General features: G+C 31.5%; 10 protein-coding genes and 1 pseudogene. 8 read left to right on the top strand and 3 right to left on the bottom strand.

The window, feature by feature from the left end:
* Positions 1-3: 3 nt before the first annotated feature.
* The 8 genes and pseudogenes from AC2GW8_RS03225 (at position 4) to AC2GW8_RS03190 (ending at position 15015) form a co-directional block, all read left to right on the top strand.
* On the top strand, positions 4-912 hold the full coding sequence (locus AC2GW8_RS03225) for a PorP/SprF family type IX secretion system membrane protein (RefSeq protein WP_440881354.1): 909 nt from the start codon (positions 4-6) through the stop codon (positions 910-912).
* Positions 913-1070: 158 nt separating this feature from the next.
* Positions 1071-1259 (top strand): hypothetical protein, encoded by a 189-nt coding sequence (locus AC2GW8_RS03220; protein ID WP_440881353.1) that lies wholly within the window; start codon positions 1071-1073, stop codon positions 1257-1259.
* 210 nt (positions 1260-1469) lie between these two features.
* Positions 1470-1700: pseudogene (locus AC2GW8_RS03215) on the top strand (IS982 family transposase); the annotation flags it as partial.
* Between the two features lie 577 nt (positions 1701-2277).
* Positions 2278-2751 carry a T9SS type B sorting domain-containing protein gene (locus tag AC2GW8_RS03210; protein ID WP_440881352.1) on the top strand — a complete coding sequence of 158 codons (474 nt, stop codon included), beginning with the start codon at positions 2278-2280 and terminating at the stop codon, positions 2749-2751.
* A 236-nt stretch (positions 2752-2987) separates the two neighbouring features.
* A complete protein-coding gene (locus AC2GW8_RS03205; protein WP_440881351.1) occupies positions 2988-3545 on the top strand; it encodes a PorP/SprF family type IX secretion system membrane protein in 558 nt (185 codons plus the stop codon).
* A gap of 822 nt (positions 3546-4367) precedes the next feature.
* Positions 4368-12557 carry a T9SS type B sorting domain-containing protein gene (locus AC2GW8_RS03200; protein WP_440881350.1) on the top strand — a complete coding sequence of 2730 codons (8190 nt, stop codon included), beginning with the start codon at positions 4368-4370 and terminating at the stop codon, positions 12555-12557.
* Between the two features lie 10 nt (positions 12558-12567).
* Positions 12568-13476 carry a PorP/SprF family type IX secretion system membrane protein gene (locus AC2GW8_RS03195; RefSeq protein WP_440881349.1) on the top strand — a complete coding sequence of 303 codons (909 nt, stop codon included), beginning with the start codon at positions 12568-12570 and terminating at the stop codon, positions 13474-13476.
* Positions 13477-14070: 594 nt separating this feature from the next.
* On the top strand, positions 14071-15015 hold the full coding sequence (locus tag AC2GW8_RS03190) for a Fic family protein (RefSeq protein ID WP_440881348.1): 945 nt from the start codon (positions 14071-14073) through the stop codon (positions 15013-15015).
* A gap of 189 nt (positions 15016-15204) precedes the next feature.
* Here the strand turns inward: AC2GW8_RS03190 and AC2GW8_RS03185 are convergent, their stop codons facing one another.
* From AC2GW8_RS03185 to AC2GW8_RS03175, 3 genes are read right to left on the bottom strand one after another with little or no spacing between them, the layout of a single operon-like run.
* Positions 15205-16311, bottom strand: a complete 1107-nt coding sequence (locus AC2GW8_RS03185; RefSeq protein ID WP_440881347.1) for an exonuclease domain-containing protein — start codon at positions 16309-16311, stop codon at positions 15205-15207.
* A gap of 42 nt (positions 16312-16353) precedes the next feature.
* Complete coding sequence (locus tag AC2GW8_RS03180) at positions 16354-17013, bottom strand: YggS family pyridoxal phosphate-dependent enzyme (protein WP_440881346.1); 660 nt, start codon at positions 17011-17013, stop codon at positions 16354-16356.
* 28 nt (positions 17014-17041) lie between these two features.
* Entirely contained in the window at positions 17042-18280 is a 1239-nt protein-coding gene (locus AC2GW8_RS03175; protein WP_440881345.1) for a DUF1015 domain-containing protein, read from the bottom strand.
* Positions 18281-18283 lie beyond the last annotated feature (3 nt).

Here is an 18283-nt window from a genome sequence, read left to right as displayed (position 1 = left end):
AAAATGAAAAAAAATATATTAAAATTGATTATAATTTTTGTTTGTCTTAATGTTCAAGGGCAACAAGATCCGCATTATACACAATATATGTATAATATGAATATCATTAATCCGGCTTATGCTGGTACTCAAGATGGTTTAGTTTTGAGTTTTTTGGCAAGAACGCAATGGGTTGGATTAAAAAAATCACCAAGAACATTAACACTAAGTGCACAAGCTCCTGTTGGAAAAAATGTAGGATTAGGTGTTTCTTTGATTGCTGATAGAATAGGTCCTTTATCAGAAGAAAACATTTATGCAGATTTTTCTTATAAAATTAAAATAGGAGACCAAACGAATCTTGCTTTTGGTTTAAAAGCTGGAGCGACGTTTTTATCAGCACCTTTAGCTTTTTTGAATACAGTTAATTCTGGAGATATAGCTTTTCAAAATAATTTAAATAGAGTTACACCAAATTTTGGGTTTGGAACTTATTATTATTCAGATAATTATTATTTAGGCTTTGCATTACCAAATTTATTGAAAACAGTTCATTTTGAAAGAAATAGTGGAGTGATATCAAAGGCTGTAGAAGAAATGCACTATTTTTTTACTGGTGGTTATGTTTTTGATATGAAGAATGAGATAAAGTTTAAACCTTCCTTTCTAGTAAAAGCAGCTGTAGGAGCTCCAATTTCTATTGATTATTCTGCGAATATTTTATTTCAAGATAATATTGAATTTGGATTATCAGTAAGGTATGATGATTCTGTTTCTGTTATATTTAGCTTGAATATTACAGAAAAATTGCGAATGGGATATGCTTATGACCATACTTTAACCAATTTAGGAAATTACAATTCGGGAAGCCATGAGATTTTGATGTTATTTAATTTTCAACCAAAAGAATCTAAATCTGTACGTACTTTCTAAACTAAAAAAACAATAATTTAATTTTTGAAATAGTTTAAAATTATTAACATTAAGCACTTTAACCTATTGTGCATTTAGAAAAAGTTGTGCAGACTGCTAAAAGACAGTAAATTGAAGTTTTGATACTTTAATTTATATGCACAACTTTCAGTCAAATTATGATAAAGTATTTTAAGGTTTTTAAAGAGTCAGATTCTAATATGTATTATTTACATGAAATTCGTAAAACTAAACTTAGAGATAAAGAATTAATAACTATTGATTTAACTTCAGAATATATGAGTATTGATAGTGAATATCAAGTATTCAAAATACTTTTATGTAATTTTAATTTATCTCAAAAATAGAGGGGAGTGTCTATAATATAGAAAAACGTAGATTGTCTTATTTCAGGGAGTCACTTCATTAATGTTTGATTATCAATCTGAAGCAATCTAAGCAATGTTATATTGTTGATAGCATGCCTTTAGAGGTGTGCAAGCTATCGAGAAGTTCTAGAAGTAAAGATAGTAAAGAGTAAGACTATAGTTTGCCTTAGAAAGGCTATTGCGCTAGTTAACCAATATAACTATATAGAACAATCTTATATATTAAAAAAATCTAAAAAACGAATAGAAACATTGTTTTCCCAACTTTGTGATCAATTTATTATTAGAAGAAATTATGCTAAATCTTTCGAAGGGTTTAAAAATAGAATATCATGTAAAATTACAGCAATAACAGTAATTCAATACATTAATAGGTTTGAATTCAATAGAAATACCAATAATTTGAAAATTAATATATAAACATATATTAATTTTCTTTTGTTTTAATAAGTATTTAGAACCTTGTTAAGAGAAAAAAACGTTATGCTTATTGAAGATTTAAATGATAAGCTTCTCTTTACTTTTTCCTAGTATGAACAACAATAATTTTCTTTAGTTTTGTTTCTCGTGAGTTAAAATTGACTGCTTTTCCGTAGAGAACAATTAATAGAATTGAAAGTATCAGATAACAAAAGTTATGGAGTGTCTGCGACAAAGTAAATTTTTGAAATTTCAAAGAAATAGAAACCTAACTTTTTTTGGTGTTATTTTTAATTAATTGCATTTAGCGAAATATGTTTTTAGTTAGATAGAATTTTATCAACAAGTTAAAAGTTTAATATTTATTTTACATACACCGCCTCCCATAAGCTAAACCCCTATAGCAATTTCATTAGTATTCCTGAGTATAAATCAAATACAATTTGACTTTATTTGTCGAGATATTTTTCTGCTAAAAACAAGAATTATATCACTTAAATAATTCAAAGTTTCACCAAAAAAGAGACTTATAAATAGAATTTTTTTGATTATTAAAATTAAACTAAAACCACATTTCATGAATCATTTTTTTAAAATAATAATGCTAAGTTTGCTACTATCTTGTTCTTCAAATAACATGGAAGACGCTGCTTTAGGTGAAGCCGTAAAAACTAAAAATAAATCACAACAACTAAGAAAAGATGTAAAAAAGAATACAAGAAGCATTTCAGCAGGAAGAAATGTAACAGATTGTAATACGGTTCCTATGGAATTTTCTCCAAATAACGATTCTGTAAATGATGAGTTTATAATTCCTTTTTTATCAAAATATCCTGATTTTTCAATAGAAATTTTCAATGAATTAGGAATAAGAGCATACAACTATATAAACAATGGTAGGAAAAAACCTATTTGGTGGAACGGATACGCAAACACTAATCTTATTGTTTTCGGAAGTGGTCCAATTTCTGTAGGAACTTACTACTATATAATAAAGCTTAATGATGGTAGTAAAAAAGGATACAAAGGTCGGATTTATTTAAACAGATAATAAAAAAAGAAAAAAAATAGTTAACTTAATTATAATTTTGTTTGTTTTTCTGTTCAGGGATAACAAGATCCGCATTATAACAATATATGTATAATATAAACATCATTAATTTAGTCTATATTGGTGCACAAGATGGTTTAGTTTTAAGTTTTTTAGCAATAACCCAGTGAATAGGATTAAAAAATTCACCAAGAACACTAACATTTAGTGCGTAATCTCTTGTAAAAAAAATAGGATTGGGGATTTCTGTGATTGCTGATAGGGTAGGACCTGTGCCAGAAGAAAATTTTTATGCAGATTTTTCTTATACAATTAAAATAGGAGACCAAACGAATCTTGCTTTTGGTTTAAAAGCTGGAGCGACGTTTTTATCAGCACCTTTAGCTTTTTTGAATACAGTTAATTCTGGAGATATAGCTTTTCAAAATAATTTAAATAGAGTTACACCAAATTTTGGGTTTGAAACTTATTATTATTCAGATAATTATTATTTAGGCTTTGCATTACCAAATTTATTGAAAATAGTTCATTTTGAAAGAAAAAGTGGAGTGATATCAAAGGCTGTAGAAGAAATACACTATTTTTTTACTGGTGGTTATGTTTTTGATATGAAGAATGAGATAAAGTTTAAACCTTCCTTTCTAGTAAAAGTAGCTGTAGGAGCTCCAATTTCTATTGATTATTCTGCGAATATTTTATTTCAAGATAATATTGAATTTGGATTATCAGTAAGGTATGATGATTCTGTTTCTGTTATATTTAGCTTGAATATTACAGAAAAATTGCGAATGTGATATGCTTATGACCATACTTTAACCAATTTAGGAAATTACAATTCGGGAAGCCATGAGGTTTTGATGTTATTTAATTTTCAACTAAAAGAATCTAAATCTGTGCGTACTTTCTAAACTAAAAAAACAATAATTTAACTATTTGAAATAGCTTAAAATTATTTAGGTTTTAACTTAAATAATTTTGAGCTATTTTTTTTTTGTATCAGTAAGTTAAATTATCTGTATTATATTTTTCAATTAAGTTTATATATCTACATAAATACGATTTATTATTTTTTAATATTTAAATTTTTAGATAGAAATGTATACTTTAATCCTTTTTATTAATTATTAAATACTACGCCATAAAAAACGTTGAATTATAAATCTTATATATTTTAAAGGAATACATAAAATTTTTTTATTAACAGGATGCTTTACTAAAAATATCAAGCTCTATTATTACCTCTTGCCAGTTTAATAAGAAACTAACTCTTTTCATTTTTCTGTCATTTATTTCTTGTACAAGGAATAAATTTATGACTATCTAATATGATGTTTGTTTGAATTATTTTGATGTATCAAGTCTACTAAATTTCATTTTTAAAATTATGAAAAGAATAAAATCATAAACTAAAGAGATTGACTTCTTAAAGAAATATTACTGCACTTTAACAAATAAATTCAACATAAGAGACCTTTATCTGTAGTTTCGTTAAAATCGATTAAAACACTTAAAAACAACGCTTTATTTTTTTTGATCTTATTTAATGAAAACGAATAAATCCATAGATTTTTTGAATAATAAACAAAGTTTATCCAACATTTTTAATAATTGTAAGTATGTATAGAATAGAATTTAAAAGAAAACTACTACTTTTTTTAACTATTCTTGTCTTTGGGATCACCAACACTTTTGCACACACAGTAACTGTGGCATGGGCTTTTGATCCAACAGGAACAAAGTTAAGAATATATTTAGAACATTGGCATAGTGATATGGGGTCTTTTCCAGCTTCTGCCACTATAGATTTAACTGTTTCTGTAAATGGAGGTCCACCTGTTACAGCCTTTGGAGTACTCCCAACGGGACCAATTAATAATACAGGAATAAGTTCCCTCCCAGTTTTGTCAGGCACTTCTGTAAATATTATTGTAACCACAAGTAAATCTGGAGCACATAATGATTGGGGGTATTGGGATACACCATTATCAAGTCTAGGTATTGATTGTGATAATAGTAACCCATCTGTATCCTTAGCAGTGACAGTTAATAACCCGGGAGACTGTGTTTTTGACGCATCAGAGTTTGCATTTCCCCAAACAGCATCTACAACAGTATCAGCACCAGACTGTCCTTTAGGCGTTATTGCTGCTAATCAAGATGATTTTACGGGAAGTATTTTAGCTCCTGGAGATTCAACAGGTTCTGTAATAAGCAACGATACAATGAATGGTAATCCAGTTGTTTTAGGAAATAATCCAGGAGAGTTAACGCTATCAGCAGTCAGCGTGCCAAATGAACTAACACTAAACCCTGATGGAACTGTCACGGTCAGTCCAGGAGCCCCATCGGGTACATTTAATTTAACATATCAGATCTGCGAGAATGATGCTGCATCGACAAATTGTCAAACAGCTACTGCGTCGGTCAAAGTTTTACAAAATATACAAGCAAATGATGATTTTTTCTTTGGCAGTCCATTAACCATAGGAGATACTTCTATTTCTTTGGCTAATAATGATACATTAGGAGGTTCTGGAGTAATTGTAGGAAGTAATTCAGGTGAAGTCAGCGTTAGCGGGGTAAGCGTGCCAAATGAATTGACATTAAACTCAGACGGTACCATAACAGTTAACCCTGGCGCTCCTTCAAATTCATATTCACTAGTATATCAAATATGTGAAAATGGAGCTAGCCCAGCTAATTGCAGTACTGCTAATGTTACATTAGTGGTAGCAAATATTATTGATTCTGTCCTCGATGATTTTAGCGGCAGTCCATTAACAATAGGGGATAGTTCACCTTCAGTAATTACTAATGATACATTAGACGGTATTTTAGCAATTATTGGAAATAATCCAGGAGAGGTGAGTATTAGCGGAGTAAGTGTACCAAGTGAGCTTACTTTGAATAATGATGGTACAATTACTGTAAATGAATCAGCTCCTTCAGGAACATATACCTTAACCTATCAAATATGTGAGAATGGCTCAAGTCCTTTAAATTGTGATACGGAGACAGTGACTATTGTCGTCTCAAACATTATAGACTCTGTATCTGACGATTTTAGTGGAAGTCCAATAACAATAGATGACTCTTCTCCATCAATTATTGGTAACGACACATTAGATGATAAACTTGTAGTAATAGGAGGAAACCCAGGAGAAGTTACTCTGACTCCAATAAGTGTTCCAAATGAATTAACATTAAATGGAGATGGTACAATTACCGTAAATGAAGCGACTCCTTCAGGAACGTATACCTTAACCTATCAAATATGTGAGAATAACTCAAGTCCTTTAAACTGCGATACGGAGACAGTAATTATTGTTGTTTCTAATGTGCTAGATTCAGTGGGGGATGATTTTAGTGGAACACCGCTGACAATTAATGATTCTTCACCAACTGTAATACTTAATGACACATTAGATAATAAACCTGTTGTCATAGGAGGAGATCCAGGAGAAGTTAGTCTATCTCCTATTAGTGTCCCAAATGAATTGACACTAAATGGAGATGGTACGGTTATAGTAAACGCAGCAACTCCTTCAGGCACTTATACATTAACTTATAAATTATGTGAGAATAACTCAAGTCCTTTAAACTGCGATACAGAAACAGTGACTATTGTTGTATCTAATATTATAGATTCAGTATCTGATGATTTTACTAATAGCCCTTTAACCGTTGGAGATACATCTATTTCTGTGATTGATAATGATACATTAGATGAAGCAACTGTAGTTATAGGAAGTAATCCAGGAGAGATTAGCATAGACCCAATAAGTGTTCCAAATGAGTTAACATTGAATCCAGATGGAACGGTTACTGTTAATTCACCTGCGCCATCAGGAACCTATACATTGAGTTATAAAATATGTGAAAATAATTCAAATCCAATTAATTGTGACACAGAAACAGTTATCATACTAGTTTCTAATATTCTAGATGCAGTAGATGATGATTTCATAAGTACTCCACTAACAATGAATTCAAATTCTCCATCGGTTATCCTTAATGATATGCTAGATGAAACTACAGCAGTAATAGGAGGAGCTCCAGGAGAGGTTAGTCTAACACCAATGAGTGTCCCTTTTGGACTTATTTTAAATGGAGATGGTACCATTACTATTACCCCAGATGCGGCTCCTGGTTTTTACACTGTAACATATAAAATATGTGAGAATAATGCAAATCCCATTAATTGTGACACAGCCTCAGTTTTAGTGCTAACAGACGAAGACACTGATGGTGATGGAATATGGAATATGACTGATTTAGATGATGATAATGATGGTATTCTTGATAGTATAGAGCAATCAGGAGATCCTGATAAAGATAGTGATGGTGATGGAATTGTAGATAGAAAAGATTTAGACAGTGATGGTGATGGAATTTTAGATCTTCATGAGAGTGGTCAAAATATTATCTCAGTAGATTCCGACGGAAATGGAGTTTTAGATGCTTCGATAGATTTGGATATGGATGGTATAGTTGATATTGTTGATGCAGATTCTAATGATCCAAATTCAATAGGAACGGTTGATCCGATTGATACTGACGGAGATGGTATTTCAGATTATTTGGATTTAGATAGCGATAGAGATGGTATTTCAGATTTAGTAGAGGGAGGGTCTGATAGTAGTTTAGACGCGAACAATAACGGAATTTTAGATGACCAAACTGATAGTGATGAGGATGGTATTGCAGATATTTTAGATAGTGATACAGGAGGAAATCCAGCATCTGTTCCTGATACCGATGGAGATGGTACACCAAATTATTTAGACTTAGATAGTGATAATGATGGTATTAATGATATTGTTGAAGCGGGAGGAACAGATAATGACGGTAATGGTCAAAACGATATGAATTCCCTTATAAACGGTATTACATTACCAGATTCAGATAATAACGGGGTTCCCGATGTCTTGCAACCTAGTAATCCAAAATTACCAGGAAATTTAGATAGTGATTTAAATGGAGTTATAGATGATAATACAGACAGCGATAGCGATGGTATTCCTGATTCAATGGACGGTAATATAGGAGTGTATGGAGATGCTCATATGATCGATACCGATGGAGATTACATACCCGATCAACATGATTTAGATGATGATAATGATGGGATTTTAGACAGTGTTGAAGAATCTGGAGATTTAAATAGGGATACTGATGGAGATGGAATTGCCGATCGTTTAGATTTAGACAGTGATGGGGATGGTATTTTAGATATTACAGAAAGTGGTCAGGATATGGTTTCTATAGATATTAATAAGAATGGAATTTTAGATAGTACTGTAGATTCAGATAATGATGGTGTTATGGATACAGCTGATAATGATGATTCTGACCCATTATCACCAGGAAGTACAGTGCCAACAGATAGTGACGGAGATGGAGCTACAGATTTTCAGGATTTAGATAGTGATAATGATGGAGTTTCTGACTTGGTAGAAGGTGGAAGTGAAGCGAGCTTAGATTCAGATACTAATGGAGTATTGGATGATCAAACCGATAGTGATAATGATGGAATAGCAGATATTTTTGATATAGATAGTTCAGGGGGGGCATCATCTACTCCTGATACTGATGGAGATGGGATGCCTGATTACCAGGACTTAGATAGTGATAATGATGGTTTAAATGATGTAGATGAGGTCGGTGCTACTGATGCTGATAGAGATGGCCAAATAGATTCTTATAATTTGGTTGATGGTTCAAATTTAAAGGATATTGATAATAATTCTGTACCAGATATCTTAGAACCAAATAATCCTAAGCTGCCCGGAAATTTAGATACAAATAACGATGGAGTTATAGATGATAATACAGATAGTGATGGTGATGGTATTCCTGATTTTATGGATGATAACGAAGGGAATTTTGGTGATTCACAGATGCCTGATAACGATGGTGACGGAATTCCGGATGAACATGATTTAGATGATGATAATGATGGTATTTTAGATGAAGTTGAGCAGTCAGGAAATGCAAATAGAGATACAGATGGCGATGGAGTTTTAGATCATTTAGATTTAGATAGTGATGGCGATGGTATTTTAGATTTGGAAGAGAGTGGACAAGTTATCGTTACCGTTGATGCGGATGGCAATGGTATTCTAGATAGTACTGTAGATTCAGATAATGATGGTGTTATGGATACCGCAGATGATGATGATTCAGATCCATTTTCAAATGGTACTATATCGCCAATTGATAGTGATAGTGATGGTATTTCAGATTTTCAAGATTTAGATAGTGATAATGATGGTATTTCAGATTTAGTAGAGGGAGGTAGTGATGGAACTCTTGATAGTAACAATGATGGCTCTATAGATGATACCTCAGATAATGATGGAGATGGCATAGCAGATGTTTTCGATACTGATAATGCTGGTACAAAAGCATCAGTGCCTGACACCGATGCAGATGGAATTCCAGATTATCAAGATTTAGACAGTGATAATGATGGACTTAATGATGTAGATGAGTCAGGAGGAACTGATAATAATGGAGATGGTCAAATAGACATGAATAATTTGGTGGATGGAACCAGCCTACCAGATGAAGATGGAAATGGAATTGTAGATGTTTTAGAACCGAATAATCGAAAATTGCCAGGAGTTTTAGATTTAGATGGCAATGGAATTATAGATGACAATTCTGATACTGATGGAGATGGAATTCCGAATGTATTAGATGGAGCTGCTGATGATGGTTCAATAGATAAACCTTTAGAAGATGCAGATGGTGATTTAATACCTGATATTTATGATTTAGACGATGATAATGATGGTATTTTAGATAGCGTAGAAGAGCAAGGGAATCCTAATAGAGATACTGATGGAGATGGAATTTTTGATCGCCTAGATTTAGATAGTGATAATGATGGTATTTTAGACCTTTTAGAAAGTGGACAAAATACCTCAGACGTTGATCAGGATCTAAATGGAGTATTAGATAGTATTATAGATGCAGATAATGACGGTTTAATTGATACAGCTGATATTGATGATGTTAATATAGAAGCAGGAGGAAGTACTGTGCCTATAGATAGTGATGGAGATGGTATTTATGATTTTCAAGATACTGATAGTGACAATGATGGTATTTCTGATTTAGTAGAGGGAGGTAATGAACCTACTCTAGATAGTGATAATAATGGAATGGCCGATAATCAAACAGATACTGATGAAGATGGAATTATAGATGCTTTCGACCCAGATAATGGAGGAACGTCGGTGACTGTTCCTGACAGTGACAGCGATGGGTTACCTGATTATCAAGATTTAGATAGTGATAATGACGGACTTAATGATGTGGATGAGTCAGGAGGAAGTGATTCTGACGGAGATGGTCAAAATGATGAAAACGAATTAGTTGATGGAGTAAGTTTACAGGATAGTGATGGAAATGGTATTCCAGATGTATTGGAACCAAATAATCCAAAATTACCAGGAATTTTAGATTTGGATGGTAACGGAATTATAGATGATAATACAGATAATGATGGTGATGGTATTCCAAATGTATTGGATGGGGCCCCTGAAGATGGGAGTAAAGATGCACCTCTTTCAGATACAGATGGAGATTTAATTCCAGATATCTACGATCTAGATGATGATAATGATGGAGTTTTAGACGTTATTGAACAGAAAGGAAATGAAAATAGAGATACTGATACCGACGGAACTTTTGATCACTTGGATTTGGATAGTGACGGAGATGGTATTTTGGATTTACAAGAAAGCGATCAGAGTATGTCTTCAGCAGACTCTGATGGTGACGGAATTTTAGATAGCATCATAGATGCAGATAATGATGGAATAATGGACACAGCTGATAATAGTGATTCAGATATTACAGCGGGAGGTACTGTGGAACCAAAAGATAGTGACTTTAATGATGATCCTGATTTTCAAGATTTGGACAGTGATAGTGACGGTGTTTCTGATTTGTTAGAAGGAGGTGTTGATGTTAGTTTGGATTCTAATAACGACGGAGTTATAGATAACCTTAACGATAATGATGGAGATGGAATCTCTGATGCGCTAGATCCAGATGCGGGAGGTGAATTCGTAAATACACCAGATACGGATGGTGATGGTATGGAAGATTACCGTGATTTAGATAGTGATAATGATGGGTTAAACGATGTTGAGGAAGCAGGAGGAACTGATGTCAGCGGCGATGGTCAAATAGATACAGATGAATTAATTCAAGAGGAAGATTTACCTGATGAAGATGGAAATGGTATTCCAGATGTGCTAGAACCTAATAACAGAAGACTCCCAGGTGTTTTAGATTTAGACAGAGATGGGATAATAGATGATGCCACAGATATTGACAAAGATGGTATTCCAGATGTACTAGACGGAGCACCTTCTAATAGTTCAGAAGATGCCCCATTGTTAGATACTGATAAAGATAAGATTCCTGATATTTATGATTTAGATGATGATAATGATGGAATTTTAGATAGTGTTGAGGAGTTAGGTGATCCAAATAGAGATACTGATAATGATGGAATTTTAGATCGTTTGGACTTAGATAGTGATGGAGATGGAATTCTAGATTTAATAGAGAGTGGACAAATAGCCTCAATTGTTGATTTGAATAATGATGGTATTGTTGATAGTATAATTGATTCCGATAATGATGGCCTTTTAAATAAGGCAGACTCTAATGATACGGATATTAATGCTGGAAGTAGCACTGTGCCAACAAATAGCGATAATGATTTATTTCCCGATTTTCAGGATTTAGATAGTGATAATGATGGAATTTCAGATTTATTTGAATCAGGAGTTGATGTTCGTTTAGATCTGGATAATGATGGAATAATTGACGATAATTCTGATAATGATGAAGATGGTATCGTTGACGCCGTTGATTTAGATGATGGAGGTATTTTTACTAACGTTCTAGATAGTGATGGAGATGGTAAACCTGATTATCAAGATTTAGATAGTGATGGAGATGGAATATCAGATCTAATAGAAGGAGGTAATGATTTATCTCTAGATATAAATAATAATGGAATGTTAGATAGCATATTGGATAGTGATGGAGATGGTATAATGGATTCTGTAGATCCTGATAGTGGAGGAGATTTAGGTAGAATTCCAGACACTGATGATGATGGTATTCCTGATTTTAGAGATCTAGATAGTGATAATGATGGTGTTAATGATGTAGAAGAAGTAGGAGGAACGGATACTGATAATGATGGGAAAATTGATACACAAGAATTACGAGGTTTAATAGATTCAGATGCAGATGGTTTGCCAAATTTCAGAGATGATGATGATGATGGAGATGGTATTTTAACTTCAGAGGAAGATTTAAATAGAGATGATTCATTAGAGAATGATGATACAGATGGAGATGGTATTCCAAATTACTTAGACCCAGATGATGATGGAGATGGTGTTTTGACCATTGATGAAAGTATGGGAGATTGCGATTTTGATGGAATTTTAGATTATTTAGATGTTACAGATTGTAATATGATACCAGAAGGTTTTTCTCCTAATGGAGATGGTGTAAATGATGAATTTGTTATCCCTTTATTATCAAAATACCCAGGTTTTACAATGCAAGTTTATAATAGATACGGTAGAAAGGTCTATAAGTATGATAATAATAATAGGGCACTTCCTTTATGGTGGAATGGATATGCTAATGTGAGTTTGACTTTCTATGGAAATAATCCCGTTCCTGTCGGAACTTATTTCTATGTTATTGAGTTAAATGATATTAATAACAGAAAATATTCTGGTTGGGTTTATATAAATAGATAATAAAAAAGAAATGAGAAAAAATATATTTATAATTATAGTCATTTTTGTTAGCCTTTCTGTTCAAGGGCAACAAGATCCACATTATACACAATATATGTATAATATGAATATTATCAATCCAGCTTATGCAGGATCTCAAGGAGGTTTAGCTTTAAGTTTTTTAGCTCGCACTCAATGGGTAGGAATTAATGGTTCTCCTAGAACACTTACTTTTAATGCTCAAGCTCCTGTAGGAAAAAATGTTGGATTAGGGCTTTCAGTTTTATCTGACAAAATAGGACCTTTGTCAGAGGAGCATGCGTATGCAGATTTTTCATATACATTAAAAGTAAATGATCAGTCTAAATTTGCCTTTGGTTTAAAGGCAGGAGCTACTTTCTTATCTGCACCTATAGCTTTTCTGAATACTGTTAACGCAGGAGATTTAGCATTTCAAAATAACCTGAATGAGGTAAAACCAAATTTTGGTGTCGGAATTTATTATTATTCTGATAATTACTATTTGGGATTGGCTTTGCCAAATTTGTTAAAAACAGTTCATTTTGAAAGAAGTAACGGGGTTGTATCAAAAGCCTTAGAAGAGATGCATTATTTCTTTACCGGGGGATATGTTTTTAGTTTTGAGAATAATATAAAATTCAAACCATCTTTTCTTGTAAAGGCAGCAGTAGGAGCCCCTATAACAGTAGATTACTCTGCAAATATTTTGTTTAACGAAAATATTGAATTTGGACTTTCTTATAGGTATGATGATTCTTTATCAGCTATTTTTAGTATAAATGTAATTAAACAATTACGAATGGGATATGCCTACGACCATACTTTTACAAATTTAGGTAATTTTAATTCTGGAAGTCACGAAATTCTTATGACTTTTAATTTGGGTCGAGAAAAATCAGAATTTATGCGTTTTTTCTAAAAGCTTTATTGGGTTAGCATAAATAAATAATAAACTAAATATACTTACAAAAGTACCAAGATTAAAATACTAATCTTGGTACTTTAGTCTTTTAACATAAAAACGAAAAGCTTCAATAAAATAGAATAAAACTCAGTTAAAATTAAAAATAATAATTTCATTCTGTCATATTTATTCCTAATAATGAATGGAATGATATTCAATTTGTAAAGTGAAAATAGCCAACTTTTTTAATGTTAAAATGAAAAATAAAAAATTAATCTAATTCCTAAGGCACTAAAGGCAAAACTTTATCGTTAGCTTTTATTATTGAGTGAAAAATAATAGTTTGCGTATACCATAGATTTCGCAAATACCCCAATTTTTTGAGATAATCAATTGTAGATTGATATAATATATTGGTTCTAATTTTAGATTAATTTAGAGAATATAGATGTTAGTTTACAAAAAAACGATTATTTGGTAAAATCAGAATATAGAATGAAAGAGTTTTTGACAACAATTAAAAACAGTTCATTAAACATGTTTTGTGTATCCCATTAATTGGTGTGATAGATTTTGATCATAAATAAAATAAAATAAAAAATAAAAATTATGTTTGATGCCAAAGAACTAGCCGAGAGATATATCGATAATAAAGCATTTGTGAGATATTATCAAAACTTCAACCACCTGCCTGGGCAAGAAGCTGAACTTAATGATCGACTAAACAAATTAAAAGGGGCGTATAGTCTTTTAAAATCGCCAAATTATAAAGAAGTTATTGAAAAAGAAAAATCATTATCATCCAGTATTCAGGAAAATGAAGGATCAGAAAAACAAAAAAAAGCGTTAGCTGATTTTGAAGTAACTCAAGCATATCTAGTTGATCTTGAGAAAAGCTCTGCACCATTAAGTGTTGAACAAATATTAGCTGTAAACGCCTTATTTGGTAGTGGAAAAAAACAAGATCCGAATGGGAAATTTGGTATACTAGCTAACTTTCCTGCCAATGAAATGCAGGGAATAGGAAGTGGTTTTACTGTTCCAATAGGCTATGTAGCAATAGAAACTAAAGATATGATCGATCAGTTAAATAAAGCGATAACCAGCACAAAACCTATCGAACAATTAGTAGGTGCAGCATGTTTTTTCTCTCGTTTCATAAGTATTCATCCTTTTAAAGACGGAAATGGTCGTACTGCAAGAGCTTTGTTAAATGTAGCATTAAAAAAAATGGGATTACCACCAGCTGTATTTGATGGAATTGAAGCGGCATTATCAGTTGGTATGACAACACTTAATTATTCAAAAGAAATGGATAAAGCAATAGTGCCAATTACTGAAAAAATAACACAATTTTTAAAGGAAGAAAGTTTTTTAGCTGAACTTAAAAGTCAAGGTGTTCATAAATCAGTAAACAGAGATGCAGGAAATGTTTCTGAAAAGTTATTAAAAGCTCATTTGATACCAGCAGACAAAAAGCGAAGTCTACCTCCTGAAGGACAGGTTTTAATGTTGTTGAAAGCACTTGAAAATGGATTGAAATTAATAGGATAGGAAAGCTATTAAAAATCTTGGCAATTGATTTCAAAAGCAATCGTTTAGAATCTATTAAAATTAATAAAAAGATATACAGGAAGTCCTATAAAGGCTTCCTTTTTTTATTACAAATTGTATTTTGCCATAAAAATCAGGAAAAATAAATTATTAAAGAATTATAAGAACTCAGAAATAGAGTTTTTTGATTTAAACAAGAACATCTGTATTTTCATCAGAGATTCTTACTAGTTTCTGAACTTTATTTTTAAGCAAATAATTTTTAATAATGATTTTGGCAAGCTGTTTATTTTCGATCTTTGTTAACATTGATCTCAAAATAGATAATTTATTTTCTTGAAAAGCTAAATTAGTAAAAGCATATCCTATAACTTCATTATTTTCAATTAGAATTACAGCATTTTCTTCTGGCTTTCTTCCTTTGTCAAAGAGAAGAAAACTATGATTATTGAAAGTTTTTGATACTTTTTTACGCTTTCTGATAATATTGTATTTAGGCCTTATTTTGTCTAGCTCTAAATGGTATTTTAATCTTGTGAGTAACGGATTGCCTGTTTCTTCATAGCTAACTTCAAAAACTCTTTTTAATACTTTCTCGGCTTTATTCGTTTTTTTTACGAACTGCTTATTTAGCTCTAGTTTCATATTTCTACCTCTTCCGATAAAAATTATTTTACCTTCTTGATTATGAATATAAAAAACACCTTGTGTCTCTGGAATACTATCTATAATTCGTAAAATCCTGAGCTTTTCATGTCTGTTGTCAAAATATTTTATAGACTGAGTAATAATTTCTTTTTTATTGTCTTTATCTATCAATAGTTTAAATAGCTTAACAGTAGCATAGGCATCACCATTAGCTCTATGCCTGTCAGTTACAGGAATTCCTAAATGCCTACAAAGTTTACCTAAACTATATGAGGGAGCATCTTTTATTAATTTTTTGCTCAGTGCTACTGTACAAATTGTGTTTTTAAGATAATCGTATCCCAAACGATTAAATTCAGTTTTTAAAATGCGATAATCGAAACTGGCGTTATGAGCGATTAAGATGCAGTCTTGTGTAATTTCAATTATTCTTTTGGCTATTTCATAAAACTTAGGAGCATTTTTTAACATTTTATTATTTATACCCGTTAATTTGGCTACAAATTCCTGTATTTCTCTTTCAGGATTAACAAGACTGATAAATTGATCAATTACCTCATGCCCATCGTATTTATAGATCGCGATTTCTGTAATCCCTTCTTCATTAAATTTACCCCCAGTTGTTTCAATATCTAAAATTGCGTACAATTATCTTCTTTTTAGTTCTTTATAAGCTCACTAAAAGTAAAGCTAAGCATTATAATTTCTAACTCCAAATATAGAACTACCAATTCTAACCATATTACTACCTTTTTCAATAGCTAATTGGTAGTCTCCGCTCATCCCCATTGATAGTATTTTTAGGTTGGGATGTGTTTTATGCATTTTTAAATAAAAACATTGTAGCGATTCAAATTCGTTAAGGATTTGTAATTTACTGTCAGTAAAAGTCGACATTCCCATGAGCCCTGAGACATGAACATTTTTTAGTGATTTTAGTTCATTTGAATTTAAAATAGCTTCTATCTCAGTGAATGATAAACCAAATTTACTATCCTCGTTAGCTATTTTAGCTTGAAGAAGACAATTGATTACCCTTGAATGTTTTTCGGCTTGTTTATTAATTTCAATGAGGGTTTTAAAACTATCTACACCATGGATTAACGATACAAAATGTGCCATATGTTTTACCTTATTTCTTTGAAGATGTCCTATCATATGCCATTCAATATCTTTTGGTAAAGCATCGTATTTGCTAACCATTTCTTGTATCTTATTTTCACCAAAAACTTTCTGTCCTGCGTCATAAGCTTCTTGTATATCTGAAACAGGTTTCGTTTTTGAAACAGCAACAAGTTTGACGTGACTAGGAATTGTTTTTTGTACTTCTGTTAAATTAACTTTTATCATTTTTCTATGTTTAAAAAACAAATGAGTATCATATCTCGTATATGGTTAATGCGCTTGGTAGTTTAGGTTCTATATAGGTTGTTTTAGGTGGCATAATCAAATCAGAATCTACTATGTTTTTTATCTCTTCTATAGTTGTGGGTCTCATCCCAAAAGAAACTTTAAAGAGTCCCTCATCTACTTTCGTTTTTAGCTCCAAACCTCCTGACTTATTTTGAGAATAAATTATTTTAGAACTATTTCTTATATCATTGATTCCTAAAATAGGCTTTAAAACTTTAGTAAATAAAATTTGAGCATCTAATTCACTTATAGGGCTGTTAAATTCATAAGCTGATTTTCTTAGTGCTAAAGAGTAAAAACTTCCATTTAAATACATACTAAAAGTATGCTTTTCTTGCGGGTGAAAAAGCTCATCTCCCTTTTTTTCAATTTTAAAAATAGTATCTAATTCAACAAGAAATTCTTCAGGTGTTAAATTATTTAAATCTTTTATAAATCTATTAAATTCATAAATACATAATTGACTCTCAGGTAGTAAATAACTCATAAAAAAATTGTAAGGCTCATCACCAGTATGGTTTTTATTCGAGCTAGCTAAGTTTTTGGCTAAAATACAAGATGAAGTAGAACGATGGTGACCGTCTGCAATATATAAAGTTTTCACACTCTCAAAGGCACTAATCATTGCCTTTAAGTCTTCAGGGGCTGTAACAACCCATAGTTTATGAAGGTTTTTATCAATAGATGAAAATTCATATTCAGCTCTGTTTGATTTGTATTTTTGAATAATATCTTCTATTGTATTATTATCGGGGTACGTTAGTAAAACAGGCTCAGCATTAAACCCTGTATTTTTTAAATATTCTTCAAATAATAACTCTCTTTTATGTAAAGTACTCTCATGTTTTTTAATAACTTCATTATCATAGTCTTCAACAGAAGTAGCTGCAATAACGCCACAAAAAGTATGTGCAGCTGTTTTTTTTTCATAAATATAAAAACTTGAAATGTCGTCTTTTTTTAAATAACCATCTTCTTTGAATTCAAGATATCTATTATGTACCAGTTTGAATCTTTGTGCACCTGCTACATCTTTTTTATGGTATTTATATCCAGGATTTACAACATGTAAAAAAGTATAAGGATTGAATGCTAATTTCGCATTTAATTGATCAATAGTATAGGCTTCATACGATTCGGTAGATACCAGACCAACTTTATCTCTAGTGGCTCTAACAGCTTTAAATGGTTTTACGATTGCCATAAA

The sequence above is a fragment of the Tenacibaculum profundi genome (genome assembly GCF_057162725.1).
Note: the sequence above shows the minus strand (reverse complement) of the source record. Positions and strands in the feature narration are given on the sequence as shown.

Bases quoted from the DNA above. Each gene is read 5' to 3' on its own strand.
- AC2GW8_RS03225 (WP_440881354.1), top strand. From the start codon at position 4: ATGAAAAAAAATATATTAAAATTGATTATAATTTTTGTTTGTCTTAAT.
- AC2GW8_RS03220 (WP_440881353.1), top strand. From the start codon at position 1,071: ATGATAAAGTATTTTAAGGTTTTTAAAGAGTCAGATTCTAATATGTAT.
- AC2GW8_RS03210 (WP_440881352.1), top strand. From the start codon at position 2,278: ATGAATCATTTTTTTAAAATAATAATGCTAAGTTTGCTACTATCTTGT.
- AC2GW8_RS03200 (WP_440881350.1), top strand. From the start codon at position 4,368: ATGTATAGAATAGAATTTAAAAGAAAACTACTACTTTTTTTAACTATT.
- AC2GW8_RS03195 (WP_440881349.1), top strand. From the start codon at position 12,568: ATGAGAAAAAATATATTTATAATTATAGTCATTTTTGTTAGCCTTTCT.
- AC2GW8_RS03190 (WP_440881348.1), top strand. From the start codon at position 14,071: ATGTTTGATGCCAAAGAACTAGCCGAGAGATATATCGATAATAAAGCA.
- AC2GW8_RS03180 (WP_440881346.1), bottom strand. From the start codon at position 17,013: ATGATAAAAGTTAATTTAACAGAAGTACAAAAAACAATTCCTAGTCAC.
- AC2GW8_RS03175 (WP_440881345.1), bottom strand. From the start codon at position 18,280: ATGGCAATCGTAAAACCATTTAAAGCTGTTAGAGCCACTAGAGATAAA.